Origin of the sequence: Mesorhizobium sp. YM1C-6-2 (genome assembly GCF_003666685.1) — a bacterium.
Taxonomy (GTDB): domain Bacteria; phylum Pseudomonadota; class Alphaproteobacteria; order Rhizobiales; family Rhizobiaceae; genus Mesorhizobium_K.
Genome location: NZ_RCIZ01000006.1, coordinates 296,518 through 315,745, shown reverse-complemented (window position 1 = coordinate 315,745; position 19,228 = coordinate 296,518). Strand labels below are relative to the sequence as shown.

General features: G+C 64.5%; 20 protein-coding genes and 1 tRNA gene. 10 read left to right on the top strand and 11 right to left on the bottom strand.

The genetic code is table 11. The features are described from left to right. Window positions 1-32: 32 nt before the first annotated feature. A complete protein-coding gene (gene thrS / locus D8676_RS17485; RefSeq protein ID WP_121582362.1) occupies window positions 33-2,030 on the bottom strand; it encodes a threonine--tRNA ligase in 1,998 nt (665 codons plus the stop codon). 193 nt (window positions 2,031-2,223) lie between these two features. After that, a complete protein-coding gene (locus D8676_RS17480) occupies window positions 2,224-2,409 on the bottom strand; it encodes a YegP family protein (RefSeq protein WP_121582361.1) in 186 nt (61 codons plus the stop codon). A gap of 333 nt (window positions 2,410-2,742) precedes the next feature. Between D8676_RS17480 and D8676_RS17475 the strand changes: the two genes are divergently transcribed. Continuing rightward, a complete protein-coding gene (locus D8676_RS17475; RefSeq protein WP_147448212.1) occupies window positions 2,743-3,066 on the top strand; it encodes a hypothetical protein in 324 nt (107 codons plus the stop codon). Between the two features lie 33 nt (window positions 3,067-3,099). Here D8676_RS17475 and yidD read toward each other — a convergent pair whose 3' ends face one another. Further along, window positions 3,100-3,450, bottom strand: a complete 351-nt coding sequence (gene yidD / locus D8676_RS17470; RefSeq protein WP_121582359.1) for a membrane protein insertion efficiency factor YidD — start codon at window positions 3,448-3,450, stop codon at window positions 3,100-3,102. Between the two features lie 141 nt (window positions 3,451-3,591). On the opposite strand from yidD, the gene D8676_RS17465 reads away from it, so the two are divergent. Further along, window positions 3,592-4,632 carry an LLM class flavin-dependent oxidoreductase gene (locus D8676_RS17465; RefSeq protein ID WP_121582358.1) on the top strand — a complete coding sequence of 347 codons (1,041 nt, stop codon included), beginning with the start codon at window positions 3,592-3,594 and terminating at the stop codon, window positions 4,630-4,632. 33 nt (window positions 4,633-4,665) lie between these two features. Here the strand turns inward: D8676_RS17465 and D8676_RS27365 are convergent, their stop codons facing one another. Next, on the bottom strand, window positions 4,666-4,833 hold the full coding sequence (locus tag D8676_RS27365; RefSeq protein ID WP_183097129.1) for a hypothetical protein: 168 nt from the start codon (window positions 4,831-4,833) through the stop codon (window positions 4,666-4,668). 97 nt (window positions 4,834-4,930) lie between these two features. Between D8676_RS27365 and D8676_RS17460 the strand changes: the two genes are divergently transcribed. Then, complete coding sequence (locus D8676_RS17460; protein ID WP_121582357.1) at window positions 4,931-5,833, top strand: LysR substrate-binding domain-containing protein; 903 nt, start codon at window positions 4,931-4,933, stop codon at window positions 5,831-5,833. On the opposite strand, the gene D8676_RS17455 is transcribed toward D8676_RS17460, so the two are convergent. Continuing rightward, window positions 5,830-6,276, bottom strand: coding sequence for an iron-sulfur cluster assembly scaffold protein (locus D8676_RS17455; RefSeq protein ID WP_121582356.1), 447 nt, complete (start codon window positions 6,274-6,276; stop codon window positions 5,830-5,832). The genes D8676_RS17460 and D8676_RS17455 overlap by 4 nt on opposite strands. 214 nt (window positions 6,277-6,490) lie before the next feature. Between D8676_RS17455 and folE the strand changes: the two genes are divergently transcribed. From folE to D8676_RS17440, 3 genes are all read left to right on the top strand, one after another. Next, a complete protein-coding gene (folE, locus tag D8676_RS17450; RefSeq protein WP_121582355.1) occupies window positions 6,491-7,132 on the top strand; it encodes a GTP cyclohydrolase I FolE in 642 nt (213 codons plus the stop codon). Between the two features lie 88 nt (window positions 7,133-7,220). Next, window positions 7,221-7,679 (top strand): phosphoribosyl-AMP cyclohydrolase, encoded by a 459-nt coding sequence (hisI, locus tag D8676_RS17445; RefSeq protein WP_121582354.1) that lies wholly within the window; start codon window positions 7,221-7,223, stop codon window positions 7,677-7,679. An 81-nt stretch (window positions 7,680-7,760) separates the two neighbouring features. Next, window positions 7,761-8,732, top strand: coding sequence for a patatin family protein (locus D8676_RS17440; protein ID WP_121582353.1), 972 nt, complete (start codon window positions 7,761-7,763; stop codon window positions 8,730-8,732). A gap of 44 nt (window positions 8,733-8,776) precedes the next feature. Here D8676_RS17440 and recJ read toward each other — a convergent pair whose 3' ends face one another. The 5 genes from recJ to D8676_RS17415 form a co-directional block, all read right to left on the bottom strand. Continuing rightward, window positions 8,777-10,561, bottom strand: a complete 1,785-nt coding sequence (gene recJ, locus D8676_RS17435; protein ID WP_121582352.1) for a single-stranded-DNA-specific exonuclease RecJ — start codon at window positions 10,559-10,561, stop codon at window positions 8,777-8,779. Window positions 10,562-10,586: 25 nt separating this feature from the next. Beyond that, a complete protein-coding gene (locus tag D8676_RS17430) occupies window positions 10,587-10,994 on the bottom strand; it encodes a hypothetical protein (protein ID WP_147448211.1) in 408 nt (135 codons plus the stop codon). 90 nt (window positions 10,995-11,084) lie between these two features. Beyond that, window positions 11,085-12,392 carry a homoserine dehydrogenase gene (locus D8676_RS17425; protein WP_121582350.1) on the bottom strand — a complete coding sequence of 436 codons (1,308 nt, stop codon included), beginning with the start codon at window positions 12,390-12,392 and terminating at the stop codon, window positions 11,085-11,087. Between the two features lie 44 nt (window positions 12,393-12,436). Continuing rightward, complete coding sequence (locus D8676_RS17420) at window positions 12,437-13,654, bottom strand: LL-diaminopimelate aminotransferase (RefSeq protein ID WP_121582349.1); 1,218 nt, start codon at window positions 13,652-13,654, stop codon at window positions 12,437-12,439. Window positions 13,655-13,735: 81 nt separating this feature from the next. Next, window positions 13,736-14,089, bottom strand: coding sequence for a hypothetical protein (locus D8676_RS17415; protein WP_147448210.1), 354 nt, complete (start codon window positions 14,087-14,089; stop codon window positions 13,736-13,738). A gap of 86 nt (window positions 14,090-14,175) precedes the next feature. Between D8676_RS17415 and phaC the strand changes: the two genes are divergently transcribed. The 3 genes from phaC (at window position 14,176) to D8676_RS17400 (ending at window position 17,741) form a co-directional block, all read left to right on the top strand. After that, the gene (gene phaC / locus D8676_RS17410; RefSeq protein ID WP_121582347.1) at window positions 14,176-16,008 is read left to right on the top strand and encodes a class I poly(R)-hydroxyalkanoic acid synthase; all 1,833 of its coding nucleotides are present in this window, start codon (window positions 14,176-14,178) and stop codon (window positions 16,006-16,008) included. A 209-nt stretch (window positions 16,009-16,217) separates the two neighbouring features. Continuing rightward, a complete protein-coding gene (locus tag D8676_RS17405) occupies window positions 16,218-17,375 on the top strand; it encodes a YcbK family protein (protein ID WP_121582346.1) in 1,158 nt (385 codons plus the stop codon). A 291-nt stretch (window positions 17,376-17,666) separates the two neighbouring features. Further along, window positions 17,667-17,741: transfer RNA gene (locus D8676_RS17400), tRNA-Glu, on the top strand. 290 nt (window positions 17,742-18,031) lie between these two features. On the opposite strand, the gene D8676_RS17395 is transcribed toward D8676_RS17400, so the two are convergent. Next, the gene (locus tag D8676_RS17395) at window positions 18,032-18,292 is read right to left on the bottom strand and encodes a hypothetical protein (RefSeq protein ID WP_121582345.1); all 261 of its coding nucleotides are present in this window, start codon (window positions 18,290-18,292) and stop codon (window positions 18,032-18,034) included. 273 nt (window positions 18,293-18,565) lie between these two features. On the opposite strand from D8676_RS17395, the gene D8676_RS17390 reads away from it, so the two are divergent. Then, window positions 18,566-18,805, top strand: a complete 240-nt coding sequence (locus D8676_RS17390) for a hypothetical protein (RefSeq protein ID WP_121582344.1) — start codon at window positions 18,566-18,568, stop codon at window positions 18,803-18,805. Window positions 18,806-19,228 lie beyond the last annotated feature (423 nt).

Genomic DNA, 19,228 nt, shown 5'->3' with positions numbered 1-19,228 from the left:
CAGACGCCGGGTCTGAGGCCCGGCGTCTTTTCTCATGCAGCCATTTTCGCGGCGCGCTTGCGCTTGATGTCGGGCGGCGTCGCCTCATCGACCAGCGCTTCCATCGCGGCTGACAGCGTCATCGACTGCTGGTCGCGCGAGCCGAGGCGGCGGATATTGACCGTCCCCTCCTCCGCCTCGCGCTTGCCGCAGACGAGGATCACCGGCACCTTGGCAAGCGAGTGCTCGCGGACCTTGTAATTGATCTTCTCGTTGCGCAGGTCGGTCTCGACGCTGAGCCCCGCATCCTTGAGCTTCGTAGCCACTTCCAGGGCATAGTCGTCGGCGTCGGAGGTGATGGTCGTCACCACCGCCTGCACCGGCGCGAACCAGAGCGGCATCTGGCCGGCATGGCTCTCGATGAGGATTCCGAGGAAGCGCTCCAGCGAACCGGCGATCGCTCTGTGCACCATGACCGGCTGCTTCTTCTCCGAATCCGAGCCGATGTAGAACGCGCCGAAACGCTCCGGCAGGTTGAAGTCGACCTGCGTCGTGCCGCACTGCCACTCGCGGCCGATCGCATCCTTCAGCGTGTACTCGAACTTCGGGCCGTAGAACGTGCCCTCGCCTTCGTTGATGCCGGTCTTGATGCGGTTGTCCTCGCGCGCCATTCGGGCGAGCGCGCGGCGCAGGATGTCCTCGGCATGATCCCACGCGCCGTCGGTGCCGACGCGTTTTTCCGGGCGCGTGGCGAGCTTCACCACCACCTCGTCGAACCCGAAATCGGCATAGACCGACATCATCAGCTCGTTGATCTTGAGGATCTCGGCCTCGAGCTGCTCCTCGGTGCAGAAGATATGCGCGTCGTCCTGCGTGAAGCCGCGCACCCGCATCAGCCCGTGCAGGGCGCCCGACGCCTCGTAGCGATGCACGCTGCCGAACTCAGCCAGCCTTATCGGCAGGTCGCGATAGGATTTCAGCCCATGCTTGAAGATCTGCACGTGTCCCGGGCAGTTCATCGGCTTCAGCGCGAAGATGCGCTGGTCGGCATCTTCGTCGTCGGGATGCGTGAAGGCATGCGCGGACTTCACCGCGAACATGTTCTCCTGGTACCAGCCCCAGTGGCCCGAGGTTTCCCACAGGCTCTTGTCGAGCACCTGGGGAGCGTTGACCTCCTGATAGTCGTCGCCGAGGCGGCGGCGCATGTAGGAGATCAGGTTCTGGAACATCTTCCAGCCCTTGGCATGCCAGAAGACGACGCCCGGCCCCTCCTCCTGGAAATGGAAGAGGTCCATCTCGCGGCCAAGCCTGCGGTGGTCGCGCTTCTCGGCCTCCTCCAGCATGTGCAGATACTGGTCGAGCTCGGCCTGGTCAGCCCAGGCGGTGCCGTAGATGCGCGTCAGCATCGGGTTGTTGGCGTCGCCTCGCCAATAGGCGCCGGCCACCTTCATAAGCTTGAAGGCGTTGCCGATCTGCCCGGTCGAGGCCATGTGCGGGCCGCGGCAGAGGTCGAACCAGTCGCCCTGCGCATAGATCTTGAGATCCTGGTCCTCGGGGATCGCGTCAATCAGCTCGACCTTGTAACCCTCGCCCTTGTCGCGGAAAACCTTCCTGGCGCGCTCGCGGTCCCACACTTCCTTGGTGAAGGGTTTGTTGCGCCCGATGATCTCGCGCATCTTCTTCTCGATGACCGGAAAGTCTTCCGGCGTGAACGGCTCGTTGCGCGCGAAGTCGTAATAGAAGCCGTTCTCGATGACCGGACCGATCGTCACCTGCGTGCCCGGCCAGAGTTCCTGCACGGCTTCGGCCAGCACATGGGCGGCGTCGTGGCGGATGAGTTCGAGCGCACGCGGATCGTTGCGGGTGACGATCTCGATGCTGCCGGATTTTCCGAGCGGATCGGACAAGTCGCGCAGCGTGCCGTCCAGCGTATAGGCGACCGCCTTCTTCGCCAGTGACTTGGAGATCGATTCCGCCAGGGCCGCGCCGGTCGTGGCGGCGTCGTAGCTGCGGACGGAACCATCGGGGAATCTGAGGGAAACTTCAGCCAAGGGTCTTCTCCTATCCAGTCCCGCAAACGAGCGCGGGTGGTGTGGTGGATCGGCCGAGGCGTGTCGATGGATCTGGCTCGCCGGCGACCGGCAGGCTACATAAGCGTCGCGCCGGCGCAGGTAAAGCCCACGCCGGCGCGTTCAAACGTCTTGGGTCGGCCCTGATCCGGCCGGCGACCCCTGTCAGGGCGCCTCAGGCGTCTTCGCTGTTGTCCTCGACCGGCGCGCCGGGGCCGTTCTTCTTCATCGAGTCGATGGCGTTCTGTGCGCTTTTCTTGGTCGTGTAGCCCTCGGTCGAGAACATCACTTCGCTGTTGTATTTGAAGCGGACGCGGTACTCGCCCTTCTTGTCCTTGTAGATCTCGAACTTGTGAGCCATTCCGGCCTCCCTCTCCTGCGCAAATCCAACGAGTCGCGAGCCTGCCAGCACCTGCCGCAGCCGGCAAGCAAAAGTTGAAAGACGGCATGGAGCGGTTGCAGGCTGCGGCGTTTGGCGTCCCGTGGAGACGGGTCGGCGCCCGGCGAACCGGCTCGCGCCCATCATAGGTAGACGGCGATATCGAGGCTGGTACAATAAGTTGATCGGCAATCCTGTGGCGGGGGCGCTCGGAATCTAATAGTAAGCATGCTCACGATCTGGTGATCATTCACCTGTCGCCCGCAAAATGCCTCTCGCCCCGGTTCGGTCTCGTTGTCGTTGAAAGCTTATTTTGTGCGAAAGGCAGCAGACCATGAGGTGGTCGGGCTCTTTGTCTCGCCGTCCGCCACTGCGCTGGTCGCGCTTGTCGACGAGCATTGCGACCCGACTTCGTGCGAATATGCCACCGCCGTCCCCGGCGGGCTGGTCGTGCCTGCCCTCACAAAGGCGAAGTGGCCGATGAAGGCGGGCAAGTCGTCCGCATCCACCGGGCTGGAGGGCGCTGTCCTGACCCAGGCCTGGGAAGACGACCTCGACGCCGAAACGACCTACCTCGAATGGAAGTCCCTGAAACCAGCCTCGGAACGATTGCTTCGCAAGCTGAAACGAAGCCACTAGGACGTGCCGGAACAATTCCGGGAATGAACCGGCCTAGGCTCGCCTTCCGATCGACCAGTATCGCCACGGCGTGAACCAGCGGTAGCGGGCGTCCAGCGCCTCCGGTACTCGGTCTATGCCGTGCGTACCCCCCGGGCCACAGCGCATGACGCGGAAAAGTCCCAACCAGCCGCCGGTCCAGAGCCCGTGCCGGGCGATCGCCTCATGCGCGTATTCCGAGCAGGTCGGCAGGTGGCGGCAGGAATTGCCGATGAAGCCCGACAGCGTGAGTTGATAGAGGCGGACCAGCGACGTGCCGGCCACCCTGCCCGGCGTCTTGCGCCAGGGCCCCGGCCAGTTGCGGCCGGCCGTGCGGTTTTGCTCCCTGTGTGAATGCCCGGTCACTTGGTTACTTCGCGGTGCCTGCTTGAACTTCGCCGACAGACTGTTCACTTCATGGCGGTTTGATCGACCGTCGCGCCATACCTAAGTGTCGCGCCGTATCTTCCCAAGCCCAATCGCGAAAATCGAGCCGAAGTGAACGCCATGCCAGACAAGCAGCAGATCGAACTCGGACTAGACACGTTCGGCGACGTGACCGTCGACAAGGACGGCAAGCTTCTGTCGCAGCCGCAGGTGCTGCGCAACCTCATCGACGAAGGCGTGCTGGCCGACCAGGTGGGCATCGATTTCATCGGCGTCGGCGAACACCATCGCGACGACTTCGCCGTCTCCGCGCCGGACGTGGTGCTGGCCGCGATCGCTTCGCGCACGACCCGCATCCATCTCGGTTCGGCGGTCACAGTGCTTAGCTCGGACGACCCGATCCGCGTGTTCCAGCGCTTTTCGACGATCGACGCGATTTCCAACGGCCGCGCCGAGGTGATCCTCGGGCGCGGCTCCTTCACCGAATCGTTCCCGCTCTTCGGCTATTCGCTCAGCGACTACGAGCGCCTTTTTTCCGAAAAGCTCGATCTCTTCGCAGCGTTGCTCAAGCAGGGCCCGGTGACCTGGAAAGGCTCGATCCATCCGGGCCTCAAGGACCAGATCGTCTATCCGCAGGTCGAGAACGGCACGCTCAAGGCATGGATCGGCGTCGGCGGCAGCCCGGAATCGGTGGTGCGCGCGGTGCAGTACGAGCTGCCGATGACGCTTGCCATCATCGGCGGCGACCCGGTGCGCTTTCGCCAGTTCGTCGATCTCTACCATCGCGCCGCCGAGCAGTTGCAGAAGCCGGCGCTGCCGCTTGGTGTGCATTCGCCGGGTCATATCGCCGAGACGGACGAGGAAGCGCGCACGCAGCTCTGGCCAGGCTACAAGGCGATGCATGACAGGATCGGCGGCGAGCGCGGCTGGGGACCGACGAGCATTGCGCGGTTCAACGCCGAGGCCGACATGGGCTCGCTTTACGTCGGCTCGCCCGAGACGGTGGCGAAGAAGATCGCCCAGACCGTCAAGGCGCTCGGCGTCAGCCGCTTCGACATGAAATATTCGTCGGGCACGCTGGCGCATGAGCACATGATGAAGAGCATCGAGCTCTACGGCACGAAAGTCATGCCGATGGTTCGTGATCTGCTCGCCGGCTAGCACGACCAACGGCGATCCGGTGCGGAGGCGTCTTCATGCACGCACCGGACCCTCGAATCGCCGTTCCGATGCCGTGATCGCCCGTGGACAGTCACGGACAGTCTCTTTGACAACCGAAGCCGCCGGATATCGTTCGCGGTATCGCGGCTGGAAAGTGGCAAGCAGGACAACGTCGCTGAAGATTTCGAGATAGTCGTTCATGGCCGTGTCTCCTGGTTAACAGGAGTAGACCGCGGCTGGCGCTCTGCTTCAAACGAGTATAATTTCGGCGTTGTATGACTTGAGGTTATACGACACCATGAAGCGCGGCCGACTGCCCCTGACCGCCTTGCGCAGCTTTGAAGCAGCCGGCCGGCATTTGAGCTTCAGCCGCGCTGCGGAAGAGCTTTTCGTCTCGCAGGCCGCTATCAGCCGCCAGATCAGGGAACTGGAAGCCCAAATCGGCCAACAGCTCTTCGAACGCCTTCACCGGCGCGTCGTCTTGACCGAAGCGGGACAGGACCTTCTCGGACACCTCACGCAAAGCTTCGACACGATCGACCGGAAGCTTACCGAAATCCAGGCGAGGCCGCGCGACGAGCTGGTAAGGGTAAGCACCGAACCCTTCTTTGCCGGCACCTGGCTGATACCCAGGTTGAACCATTTCCACCGGCGGCATCCGGGCATAGACGTCGCGGTGGACGTCAGTACGCGCCTCACCGAGTTTCGAACGCACGAGGCCGACCTCGCGGTAAGGCACAGCGAAAAGCGGAGCGAGTGGCCGCGAACGCAGTCGCGTCATCTGTTCGACAGCCCGGCGACGCCGGTGGTCTCTCCGGATCTTCTGGCAAAAGGACCGCCGCTCGAAACGGTCGCGGATCTCGTAAGTCATACGCTGCTCCACGAGGAAAATCGCGACGGCTGGGCGCGCTGGCTCAAGGTCGCCGGCGCCGAAAGCGTGACGCCGGGACGAGGGCCGATCTTCGCCGACGGAACGCTGACCACGCGCGCGGCGGCGCTCGGGCATGGGGTCGCGCTCGGCGACCTGTTCATGAACGCGGCCCAGCTCAGGGAGGGTTCGCTCGTGCAGCCCTATCCTGTGACGTTGCCGTTCGGCAGCTATTGGATGGTCGCGCCTGATTTCGATGCGCTGAGCCCGTCCGCCCGCATCTTCGCCGACTGGCTGATCGCAGAGGTCAGGGCGGAGCTGGAAGCCCTCTAGGCCGCCTGCTCCTCGCGCTTCTTCTCTATCTGGCCGATGGCGTCAACGACAGCGTCGAAGGTGAGCATCGTCGATGCATGGCGCGCCTTGTAGTCGCGCACCGGCTCCAGATATTTGAGGTCGGCGAAGCGGCCTTCCGGCGGCTGGCCGTTGTCCTTGAGCATCCTCAGCATGGCCTCGCGCACCGCGCGAAGCTCCTCGGACGAGGCGCCGACGACGTTCTCGGCCATGATCGAGGACGATGCCTGCCCGAGCGCGCAGGCCTTCACCACATGGGCGAAGTCCGTGACGATGCCGTCCTGCATCCGAAGATCGATGGTGACGGTCGAGCCGCAAAGCTTGGAATGCGCCGTTGCGGTAGCGTCCGGCTGTTCGAGCCGCCCGATGCGCGCGATGTTTCCAGCAAAGCCAAGAATTTTCGCGTTGTAGACGTCGTCGATCATGATTTTCCAATCCGCCGCCGTCCGGCGACCGGTAGATGCCGCCCCGGCATCTTCCTTTCGTACTCTCCGCACATATATAATGAATACGCTCCGAAATCGACAAGGCGGCGGACCGCCTGTACGGAGCAGACTTCGCAGCTATGGGCGGTTCCCATGGAGGCTGTGATCCGTTCAACTCGTTCCTCCCTCGAGGGGAACTACGGGAGACACCCTGATGGATGCCGTCATTAAGAAGATCATGCCGCCTTCTGCCTACATGGACAGGCCGGTCACCGACCGGCCGACCGAGGCGGAAGTCGAGGCAGCCGTCGGCGTGCTGTTGCGCTGGACCGGCGACGACCCCACTCGCGAAGGACTGATCGACACGCCCAAGCGCGTCGCCAAGGCCTATCGCGAGATGTTCAACGGCTATGACATGTGTCCGGCCGACGAGCTCGGCCGCACTTTCGAGGAAGTCGCCGGCTACGACGATCTCGTCATCGTCCGTGACATCAAGTTCCACTCGCATTGCGAACACCACATGGTGCCGATCATCGGCAAGGCGCATGTAGGCTACCTGCCTGACGGCAAGGTTGTCGGCCTGTCGAAGATCGCCCGCGTCGTCGACATCTTCGCGCACCGCCTGCAGACGCAGGAGGCGATGACTGCGCAGATCGCCGGCGTCATCCAGGATGTGCTCAACCCGCGCGGCGTCGCCGTCATGATCGAGGCCGAGCATATGTGCATGGCCATGCGCGGCATCCGCAAGCAGGGCTCGACCACCCTCACCTCCACCTTCACCGGCACCTTCCGGGACAACCCGGAAGAGCAGGTGCGCTTCGTGACCATGGTGCGCGGCGGCTTCGTCGCCGGCTGAATATGGCGGGTGCCGCTGGCGTGGCATTCCGGCCCACGTGACATCTTTCCAGAAACGCGGCCCTGTCCCGGGCCGCAGGGGCTAGCCTATGACCACCATCACATTCGCCGCGCCGCCGGCCGACAAGAAGGCGCTGGAGGAAGGCTCCGTCTTCTCCCCGCGCTTCGACGCCAACGGTCTGGTCACCGCCGTCGTCACCGACGCCGGCGACGGCATGCTGCTGATGGTCGCGCACATGAACGCCGAGGCGCTGGCGCTCACCCTCGATACCGGCATCGCCCACTACTGGTCGCGCTCGCGCAGCAGCCTCTGGAAGAAGGGCGAGACGTCGGGCAACCTCCAGGAAGTGGTGGAGCTGCGCACGGATTGTGACCAGGATGCCGTATGGTTGAAGGTCAAAGTTGCCGGTCACGATGCAACTTGTCACACGGGACGGCGTTCTTGTTTTTATCGGACGGCGGGGCTGGTCGACGGCAGGGTTTCTCTTGCAACCGATGGCAGCGAGCCGCTTTTCGATGCGGAAAAGACATACCGAAGCAGCTCGTGAACCTTCCATTGACAGCCGGCACACAGATTCACCATTTCGATACGGCGTCGGGATAAACTCGGCGCGGATCAGGAGATTGTGATGCTCGATTGGGCGTCATTTCGCGGCAGGCCTGATGCCCGGGAAGCCAATGGCCCGGCATCGTCAGGTGGTGTTACCAATCCCGTGCCTCCCAAAAAGACCGGCATCTCGCTGGCCCTCGGCGGCGGCGCGGCCCGCGGCTGGGCGCATATCGGCGTGCTCCGAGCGCTCGACGAAGCCGGCATCGAGGTCTCGATGATCGCCGGCACTTCGATCGGCGCACTGGTGGGCGGCTGCTATCTCGCCGGCAAGCTCGACGCGCTCGAGGAATTCGCCCGCAGCCTGACAAAACGCCGCCTCTTCGGCCTGCTGGACTTCAATTTCGGCGGCAGCGGCCTGTTCGGCGGCATGAAGCTCGACACGAAACTGCGCGAGCACATGAACGGCGCGCGCTTCGAGGACCTGCCGAAACCCTTCGTCTGCGTCGCCTCCGAAATCCGCACCGGCCACGAAATCTGGCTGTCCAGCGGCTTGCTCATCACCGCCATGCGCGCCTCGTATGCGCTGCCCGGCGTATTCGAGCCGGTGGCGACAAACGGGCGCGTTCTGGTCGACGGCGCGCTGGTCAATCCGGTGCCCGTGTCGGTCTGCCGCGCCTACGAGCAGCCGCTGGTGGTCGCCGTGAACCTGCACTACGACCTTTTCGGCCGCGCCGCGGTCATCAAGCACAGCGCCGGCGAGCTGATGGTCGAGCAGGACTCCTCCCCGGCTGCCCGCTTCAATGCCGAGTCTCGGTCGAAGGAAGCGCGCATAGGCCTGACCGGCGTCATGGTCGAGGCGTTCAACATCATCCAGGACCGCATTTCCCGCGCCAGGCTCGCCGGCGATCCGCCGGACCTGTCGCTGCAGCCGAAACTCGGCCATATCGGACTGACCGAGTTTCACCGCGCCGACGAGGCGATCCGCATCGGCTACGAGACGACCAAGGCGCACCTCGCCGACCTGCAGCGGCTGCAGACGGTTCTGGCCTAAAAGCATCGTGCGAAGCGGTTTTCGGATGAATCCGATGCCCCGGCCTAACTCGCCAGCGCCGCGTCGATGACGCGAAAATCCACCTTGCGGTTGCCGTTCCAGTAGCTTCCCGACAGCGAGCCGGCAACGTGCACCGTCTGGCCGCGATTGGCGAAGAGGAAATCGCCGAGCACCGTGTCCGCCGCGCGGAAAGCGATCGCCTGGATGCGCCCGCCGCCGTCGGACCTGAGATCGACGCGTACGTGATTGGTGCCGACCAGGCGGGCATCCTCCAGCCTGTGCCGCGGCAGCACGAAGACCGGCGGGACGTGTCCCGCCCCGAACGGCCCCGCCTTCTCCAGCGTTTCGAGCAGGCTGAGCGTCGCGCCTTCCGCGGCGAGCGCCGCGTCGATGTCGAGAACCTCCTCGTCCTGCAGCCGGAACACCTCGGCCGCCGCGCGTTCCTCGAAGAAGGCGCGCAGCGCGCCAAGCCTCTCGCGTTCGACGGTGATGCCAGCCGCCATCGCGTGGCCGCCCCCCTTGACGATCAGCCCAAGTGCTGCCGCTTCGCGCACCAGCCGGCCGAGATCGAAGCCGCTGACCGAGCGGCCGGAACCGGTGCCGACGCCGTTCGGGTTGAACGAGATCGCGAAGGCCGGACGCCGCGCGTGCTCCTTCAGCCGCGAGGCGAGCAGGCCAACTATGCCCGGATGCCAGTTCTGGCTGGCGGTGACGACGATCGCCGGACCCGCGCCGCCCGCGAGTTCGGCGTCGGCCTCGGCGCGGGCTTCGGCAAGCATGCCCTGCTCCATCGCCTGCCGCTCCTGGTTCAGCCGGTCGAGCGTCTCGGCGATCTGCCCTGCCTCGACCGGATCGTCGGTCGCGAGCAGCCGGCTGCCGAGCGCCGCGTCGCCGATGCGTCCCCCGGCATTGATGCGCGGACCTATCAGGAAGGAGAGATGGAACGTGTTGATCGGTTCGCCGATCCGGGCGATGCGTGCCAGAGCTGCGAGCCCCTCGTTCCTCTGCTGGCGCGCGGCGATCAGCCCTTTCACCACGAAGGCGCGGTTGACGCCGATGAGCGGAACCACGTCGCAGACCGTCGCCAGCGCGACCAGATCGAGGAGCGACAGAAGATCGGGCTGCGGCGCATCCGGCCGCTCGATGCGCAGCAGCCGCGCCGTCTGCACCAGCGTGAGGAACACCACGCCCGCCGCGCAGAGATGCCCCTGCCCCGACAGATCGTCCTCGCGATTGGGATTGACCACCGCGACGGCCACTGGCAGCGGTCCACCGACCTGGTGATGGTCGAGCACGACGACTTCGGCGCCCGCCAGCAGCGCCGCATCGATCGAGGGCGCACTGTTGGTGCCGCAGTCGACGGTGACGATCAGCCTCGCGCCGCGGCTCGCCAGTTCCCGCATCGCCTCCGGATTGGGGCCGTAGCCTTCGAAGATGCGATCGGGAATGTAGATCTCGGACTCGATGCCGTAGAAGTCGAGGAAGCGCTTGAGCAGCGCCGAGGACGCCGCGCCATCGACGTCGTAATCGCCGAAGATCGCCACCTTCTCGCGGTTGCGGATCGCCCTGGCAATGCGCGCGGCGGCACGCTCCATGTCGGTCAGCGACGCGGGATCGGGCAGGAGGTTTTTGATCGTCGGGTCGAGGAACCGCTCGGTCTCCTCCGCCGTCACGCCGCGGCCTGCGAGCACCCGCGCGACGATGTCGGGCACGCCGTGCGACTGCGCCATGGTGAGCGCGATCATCTCCTGGCGCTCGGTCAGCCGGTGCTCCCAGCAGAGCCCGGTCGCCGATCTCTTCACGCCGAGGAAGGTGCGCTTGTCCGCCACTAGGACGCAGGCCCGGAAGTCGGATTCACTGCCGCGGCCATTCGATCTCGTTCAACTCTTCCGCCGTCATCGCCCAGCCACCAGTGGCGTCGGCAAGCCCGCGCACGAGATGATGGAAATAGTGGCGCGCTCCGGCGACGACGTCGCCATCGTCGAATTGTCGTTCGTCGAATTCCCACTTCGCCGTGAGCATGGGACTGTCCTTTGGTCCGTAGGCGATCGCCACCCGTACTTTCGATCCGCCGGCATCTGCCGACGGAACCGGCGTGACCTCGGAAACCCACAGGCGGTCGAGAGTTGCCTGATAGGGGATCTCGGCCACCGTGCCACAGGCCGGGCACCGTGCCTCGCGCCCCCTGCCTATCGCCCGCATCGATACTTCAAGCTGCCCGCCGCACGTCACGCATTGAAGCTGGAGCATTTCATCGGGCATTGGCGACCTCCTCGATCCGGCATGAGCGCTTGCGCCGAAGTTCGCACGCTCCTTGCCGGTCCGCAAACCGCCCGTGTCAGGATGGTTGGATCAGCCCGCCCGTTCGATGCGGATGACCTGCGGCTTGTCGGTCAGATGGCCGTCCTTGGTGATGCCGTCGGTCGCCTTGCGTACCGCCGCCTCGGTGGTCTCGTGGGTGACGAGGATCACGGTCTTCTGGTTGTCGGCGCCGGCGGAATGCTGGACGATCGATTCCAGCGAAATGTCGTTGTCGGCCATGCGTTTGGCGATCGCCGCGAAGACGCCGATCTTGTCGTGCACCGTGAGCCGAATGAAATAACCACCGGCGTGGCTGCGCATCTGTGCCTTCTTGTAGGGCTTCAGCTCCTTCGCCGGCCAGCCGAACACCGGACCGTGCTGGAAGCCCGGCCGGCTCTTGGCGATGTCGGCGATGTCGCCGACGACGGCCGACGCCGTCGCGTTGCCGCCGGCGCCCGGGCCGGAGAGCAGCAGCTCGCCAAGGATATCCGTCTCGATCGCCACCGCGTTGGTGACGCCGTGCACCTGAGCGATGACCGAAGCCGTCGGCACCATGGTTGGGTGGACGCGCTGCTCGATGCCGCTCTCGGTGCGCTGCGCGACGCCGAGCAGCTTGATGCGGTAGCCGAGTTCGCCCGCTGCGCGGATATCGGCCTGGCTGATGTTGGAGATGCCTTCCATGTAGATGTCGTCGGCCGCGATCTTCGTGCCGAAGGCAAGCGCCGTCAGGATCGACAGCTTGTGCGCGGTGTCGTGCCCCTCGATGTCGAAGGTCGGGTCCGCCTCGGCATAGCCCAGCCGCTGCGCGTCCTTCAGGCAGGCGTCGAAGGACAGCCCCTCGGCCTCCATCCGGGTCAGGATGTAGTTGCAGGTGCCGTTGAGGATGCCGAAGACCCGGCTGACCGAGTTTCCGGCCATCGCCTCGCGCATCGTCTTGATGACGGGGATGCCGCCCGCCACCGCCGCCTCGTAGTTGAGCAGAACGCCCTTCGTCTCGGCGATCTCGGCGAGCGCCACGCCGTGCCTCGAAAGCAGGGCCTTGTTGGCGGTGACGACGTGCCGGCCCGCTTCGAGCGCGGCCGTCACCGACGCGCGCGCCGGTCCCTCGTCGCCGCCGATCAACTCGACGAAAACGTCTATGTCGGCCTGCTCGGCCAGCTTCACGGGATCGACGAACCACGTCGCCGAAGAGAGGTCGACGCCGCGATCTTTGCTGGCGTCGCGCGCCGAAACGGCGGCGACAACAATCGGCCGGCCGCACTGGCGGGTCAGTTCGGCGGCCTTATCAGACAGTACCCGCGCGACCGACGCGCCAACCGTGCCCAGACCCGCAATTCCCACACGCAGTGCTTCAGCCATCTGCCGAAAAGTCCCTCAATCGAATGCTTGCCAAGAAATACGGATCAGCGCCGCGTGGCCAGCGTCACCACATTGTTCGGCTGCTTGGCCGACGACGCGAGGAAGCGCTTGATGTTGCGGGCCGCCTGGCGGATGCGGTGCTCGTTCTCTACGAAGGCAAGCCGCACATAATCGTCACCATGCTCGCCGAAGCCGACGCCCGGCGCCACCGCCACGTCCGCGTGCTCGATGAGCAGCTTGGAGAACTCCAGCGAGCCCAGATGCCTGAACGGCTCCGGGATCGGCGCCCAGGCGAACATCGACGCTGCCGGCGGCGGGATGTCCCAGCCGGCGCGACCGAAGCTGTCGACCATCACGTCGCGGCGCTTGTGATAGACCTCGCGCACCTCGGCGATGTCGGCGCCGTCGCCGTTGAGGGCGGCCGTCGCCGCCACCTGGATCGGCGTGAACGCGCCGTAGTCGAGATAGGACTTCACCCGCGTCAGCGCCGCGATCAGCCGCTCGTTGCCGACCGCGAAACCCATGCGCCAGCCGGGCATGGAGAAGGTCTTCGACATCGAGGTGAATTCAACGGTCACGTCGACCGCGCCGGGCACCTGCAGCACGGAGGGCGGCGGATTGCCGTCGAAATAGATCTCCGAATAGGCGAGGTCGGAGAGGATGATGATGTCGTTCTTCTTCGCGAAGGCGACCACGTCCTTGTAGAAATCGAGGCTCGCCACCAGCGCCGTCGGGTTCGACGGGTAGTTGAGGATCAGCGCCAGCGGCTTCGGGATCGAGTGGCGTACCCCCCGCTCGAGCGCCGGGATGAAATTGTCGTCGGGCTCGGCCTGCAGCGAGCGGATCACGCCGCCCGACATGATGAAGCCGAAGGCGTGGATCGGATAGGTCGGGTTCGGGCACAGGATCACGTCGCCGGGCGCGGTGATCGCCTGCGCCATGTTGGCGAAGCCTTCCTTCGAGCCGAGCGTCGCCACCACCTGCCTGTCCGGGTCGAGCTTCACGCCGAAGCGGCGGGCATAATAATTGGCCTGGGCGCGGCGCAGTCCAGGAATGCCGCGAGAGGAGGAGTAGCGATGCGTGCGCGGGTCGCGGACGACCTCGCACAGCTTGTCGACGATTGCCTTCGGCGTCGGCAGATCGGGATTGCCCATGCCGAGATCGATGATGTCGGCGCCGGCCGATCGGGCGCTGGCCTTCAGCCGATTGACCTGCTCGAAGACATAGGGCGGAAGGCGGCGAACCTTGTGAAACTCTTCCATCGTCAGAAATCCAGGCGCTGCGGGGCTGATTGGCGCCGCGATATATACCGATTTGCAGGCAGGGTCGAGCGTCTGCGCGGGCTATTCGCCCTCGATGACCTTCAGCGTATCGGCCTGCTCGTCCTGCGAGACCTGCAGCCGCTTGCGGCGGGCTTCCGCCGACTCGGCGGAGGCACCCGGATTCTGCCTCTGCTGCACGGCGCGCAGTTGCGCGAGCTTCGCCTGCTTCTCGTCTTCCGTGAACTGCGCGGTCGCTGCCTGCGGCGGGATGTTCAGGTTGGGGAAGGTGCCGGTGTCGGTCGGACCGCCGCTGCGGCCCTGGGCGACCGGCACATCCTCGTTGGTGGTGCTGCTGCAGGCGGTGGCGGACAATGCGGCGGCCAGCGCCACGGCCGTCAAGCCCGGGAAATACCGTTCGCCTTTACCATAAGTCATATCTTCGCCCATCCCTGCGCGTTAGGACGCATTGGACGTCCCATGCTAATATGTCAAGAAATCGCTTGAGGAGGAATGCTTCGCCCATGTTCAAGGCAGCCGCGCCGGAGAAAGGTGACGCCGGCGAAGCGCCGGAGGTCGAGCAGTACCTCGTCAAGGATCCGGAACGCTTTGCGCTGAACCTTGCCCACATGATCGAGCAGGCCGGCAAGGCCGCATCCGCCTGGGCGGAGCCCCGCGAGCGCGGCGAAATCCGTGATTCCGTCGCCGAGCCCGTGGCCGACATGGTCAAGACCTTCTCCAAGGTCACGGAATACTGGCTGTCCGACCCGTCCCGCGCGCTGGAGGCGCAGACGCGTCTTTTCGCCGGCTACCTCACGGTCTGGGGCAATGCGATCAGCCGCGCCAGGACTGGCGCTGAGCCGGCTGAGGCGATAACCCCCGAACGCGGCGACAAGCGCTTCCAGGACCCCGAATGGGGCAAAAACGCCTTTTTCGACTTCCTCAAGCAGGTCTATCTCGTCACCTCCCGCTGGGCCGCCGACCTCGTCGACAAGGCGGACGGGCTCGACGAGCACACCCGTCACAAGGCAAGCTTCTACGTGAAGCAGGTCGCCAACGCGATCTCGCCGTCGAACTTCATCCTGACCAATCCCGAACTCTTCCGCGAGACCATGGCGTCCAACGGCGAGAACCTGGTGCGCGGCATGAAGATGCTCGCCGAGGACATCGCAGCCGGAAAGGGCGACCTGAAGCTCAGGCAGGCCGACTATTCCTCTTTCGAGGTCGGCAGGAATCTCGCGACCACCCCCGGCAAGATCGTCGGCCGCAGCGATGTCGCCGAGATCATCCAGTACGAGCCGGCGACAACGACCGCGCTGAAGCGGCCGCTGCTGATCTGCCCGCCGTGGATCAACAAGTTCTACATACTCGACCTCAACCCGGAAAAATCCTTCATCCGCTGGGCGGTCGAGCAAGGCCACACCGTCTTCGTCGTCTCCTGGGTCAACCCGGACGAGCGGCACGGCGCCAAGGATTGGGAAGCCTATATCCGCGAGGGGCTGCAATACGCGCTCGACACGATCGCGCGCACGACCGGCGAGCGCGAGGTGAACGCCATCGGCTACTGCGTCGGCGGCACGCTGCTCGCCGCCGGGCTGGCCCTGATGACGCAGGAAGGCGACGACCGCATCCGCTCGGCGACGTTTTTCGCCACGCAGGTGGATTTCACCTATGCCGGCGACCTGAAGGTCTTCGTCGACGAGGATCAGGTCGCGGCCGTCGAGCGTTCGATGAACGAAAAGGGCTATCTCGAAGGCACCAAGATGGCGACCGCCTTCAACATGCTCCGCTCGGGCGACCTGATCTGGCCCTACGTCGTCAACAACTACATGCGCGGCAAGGACCCCCTGCCCTTCGACCTGCTCTACTGGAATGCCGACTCCACCCGGATGGCCGCCGCCAACCATTCCTACTACCTGCGCAATTGCTATCTCGACAACACGCTGGCGCAGGGCCGGATGGAGCTTGCCGGCCGCACGCTGTCGCTCTCCGACATAAAGATCCCGGTCTACAATCTCGCCACCAAGGAAGACCACATAGCGCCGGCGCGGTCGGTCTTCCTCGGCTCCCGGTATTTCGGCGGCAAGGTCGAATACGTGCTCACCGGCTCCGGCCACATCGCCGGAGTGGTCAACCCGCCGAGATCGATGAAGTACCAGTACTGGACCGGCGGTAAGCCGACCGGCAGTCTCGAAGACTGGATGGCCAAGGCCACGGAGACGGCCGGCTCGTGGTGGCCGCACTGGCAGCAATGGATTCTCGCGCAGGACGACCGCCGCGTGAAAGCCAGGAAACCCGGCAAGGGCGTGAAGGTGCTCGGCGAGGCGCCCGGCACCTATGTGAAGGTCCGCGTGTAACATTCTTTGAAGCTTCCGCCATTGACCACGGGGCCCAAAGCGGGCGAAAAGGTGGCTTGAAAGACATGATCCGGTCTCATTTCGCACATAATCGGGACCGGTTCGGGCGCTGCAGATTCGTCGGTTCACCCGGGGGCGAGTGAGCGAGGGCGACGAGACGCCGGACCCGCGGCAGCGCAAGCGAGTAGGGGAAACGTTTGAATTCAGGAATGCGCCCGGCGAGCGGAAGACGCAGCGCAGCCGTTGCAGCGCTTCTTGCCGTGCTGCTCGCCTCCTGCTCTTCGACCACCGAGCCCTCGATGGAATTTGCCGACGCCGGCTCGGAGGCCGGTTCCACGGCCGTTGATCTGCAACTCGGCGAAGGCGGCAAGGCGGGCAAAAGCGACGCGAGCCAGCCGGAGAAGACCGCTGCCCTCCCCGGCGTGAAGCCAGGCGAGACGAAAACCGCCGAGGCGTCCAAGGCCAACGAGCAGAGCGCCGCGGAGGCCGCCTTGGCCGCTGCCAAGGGCGAGGCCGGAACGACGAAGGCAGAAACGTCCGCGACAGCGGCCAAAGCGGCGGATCCCTCCGAACTCGGGCCTTCTCCAACCGGCCAGGTGCTCGAGAATGGCGGCCCGATCCTGACCGCCGGCACGATGCCCGTTACCCCGATCGAGCCCAAGAAGAAGAGCTTCCTCTCCTCCTTCTTCGGAGCGACGCCCGCCAGGGCTGACCCTGCCCAAGCCGCGCCAGCCGCGGCCGCGAAGCGCGAAGCCAAGGCAAAGCCGGTCATCACCCTTCCCGATCCGAACGACGAGAAGCGCAAGCAGGAGGCCGCGGTCCGCTTCGCCTCGCTCGGTGCGGCGGATGACGGCGTCGACGACGGCAGCGGCGATTTCGCGCTGCCCGGCGTGCGCAAGACCAATCTTTTCGAGATCAAGCGCAAGTCCGGCATCGACGACGACAGCGACATCGACGTCTACGAGGACATCGGTTCTTATGACGTGGCTTCCGCCGCCGGCCTCGCTCGCCTGGCCCCCAACGGCCTGCTGAAGCAGCGCGAAACCGTCGACACGGCCTGCCTGAAGCCTAATCTGGTGCGGATGCTGAAGCAGGTCGAGCGCCATTTCGGCAAACGGCTGGTCGTCACATCCGGCTATCGCAGTCCGTCCTACAACAAGAAGGTCCGGGGCGCCGAGAAGTCGCAGCACATGTATTGCGCGGCAGTCGACGTGCAGATGCCCGGCGTCAACAAGTGGGAACTGGCGCGTTACGTGCGCTCCATGCCCGGCCGCGGCGGCGTCGGCACCTATTGCCACCAGTCCATCCACATCGACGTCGGCCCGGAACGCGACTGGAACTGGAAGTGCGGCGGTCGCAAGACCTGACCCTGACTCGGTTGAGGGCCTGAGCCCGGCCTCGGCTGGTCCGCTTTGCCACCCCTCCCGTAGCCGGCTGACACGCCGACGGCCACGTCCCCGCCCTTTCAGCTAAGCAGAACCACGAGCCGCTGGTCTCATCTGTCGATGCCCTCCCACTGCCAAACGGGACACGTCAACGGGCATGCCCCTCACCTCTCCCTCATGGTCGGTCGGCATCTGCAGCAAAAAGTTTTCAAGGTGCGCTTTTCACGGGTTGCCGCATGAAGGCAACCCAACTATAAGGCGCTCGTCTTAGGCGCGCCCATCGTCTAGCGGTTAGGACACCGCCCTTTCACGGCGGTAACAGGGGTTCGATTCCCCTTGGGCGTACCAAGCTTTTCAAAGACTTAGTTTTCATCCCCGCCAAAACGTCGAATAAGCGTCGGCTAACCTGCGATTTTTGGCTGAAAGCTCGGCCACGCTTCCAGCATCGCGCAGATGAAGAACGCCGGCGGCGAATCGCGGGGCGGGCACTGCCCGGCCACATGAAGCAGCCGGTGAATTATGAAGGTCTCACGCAGCGACCGACATTCGCCACTGCGTGTCAGCGGTGAATATACACTCGGAATATTAGGCGCCCCGTACACCATCGACATTGCGACAGCGCACGCTAGGCACCGCGCCTAGAGCTTGGAGCATTCGCGTACGGTTTGGACGACACGCTTGCCGTCACGCACGACAACCCGTTGGACGAACTCACAATCACAGTTGTTGTTCCAGCCCTGGTTGCCATAGCGGATGGTCCAACAACCGTAGAAAGGCCCTATCTGGTATCGAAACCCCTTCCAGAAGTAGGGCTCGCCTGCGCTAGCCGCGTGCGTCGGCAGCACCGGCAAGACCACGGTGCCTAAGCTTATCAGCGCGGCGCAAATCATAGTCTTCATGACTATTTTCCTTCCATTGAGCTGATATTGAACTGGTTCGTGCACAACGGCGAAATGTCACCCTGATTCTACGCCGATATAGATCAGCTTGCCAACAACTTCGGCTCGAAATGGTTCCTTGTTTCTTGCCGCCAGCAACTAGTCCCGGCATTCGCTGGCGAACGCATGCGAATCCTTCTGGGGTGGCCACGGCGGCGATTGCCCAGGCTTTTGCCTCTGCCTTGCAGGTATCCGCCGACTGGCGCATCCTGTCCTCGGGTTTGGGAGGGCAACATGCGTATTGCGTTTGCTTTAGGCGCCGTGATGGGCGCCACGTGCGTCGCAGGGGCTGAGGAGTATCGGCTGGTTCACGCGATCGACAATGACGAGACGACCATTCGAAAAGGGCTCACCGATGAGGAGTGTCAGCGGCTGAAGGCACGCTTCCTCAAGAGCAAAATCATAGTGGTTGAGGTTTCCGAGGAAGATCCCGGCCGGGGGACGCTGGCCTGCCTGCCAGAGACCGGTTCCTGACTGGCGGGCGGCGGCGTATTCAACGAAGTGGCCTGGTCTCAAGATCGCACGTCACTGCGTAGACGCAGATCATCGCAATTCCCCCGAGCGTACCGACCTCCCAAACTCATTCGCGACTTCCGCGGTCCGCAGCCCGTTATATCTCTACCGTGCCGGATAACCTTTTGTTGCATTGCGCGGGACAGCGAGCCGTTGTTGAATGCTTCGGCTGGACATTGAGAGGTCTCGCGATGATGTTTCAACTCAGCCGAACGCTATTTGCACTTGTCGTGGGCATCTCGGCATGCGCCTCGGCCGGTTGCCAGGCCACGTCGACCGCCGGCGCTTATCAGCCTGCCAATTGCGCGATGGTCGGCTCCCGCTGTTCCCGCGACTGACGGAAAGCCGGGCCGCATACGCGGCGGATGAAACCAATCCCTCCCT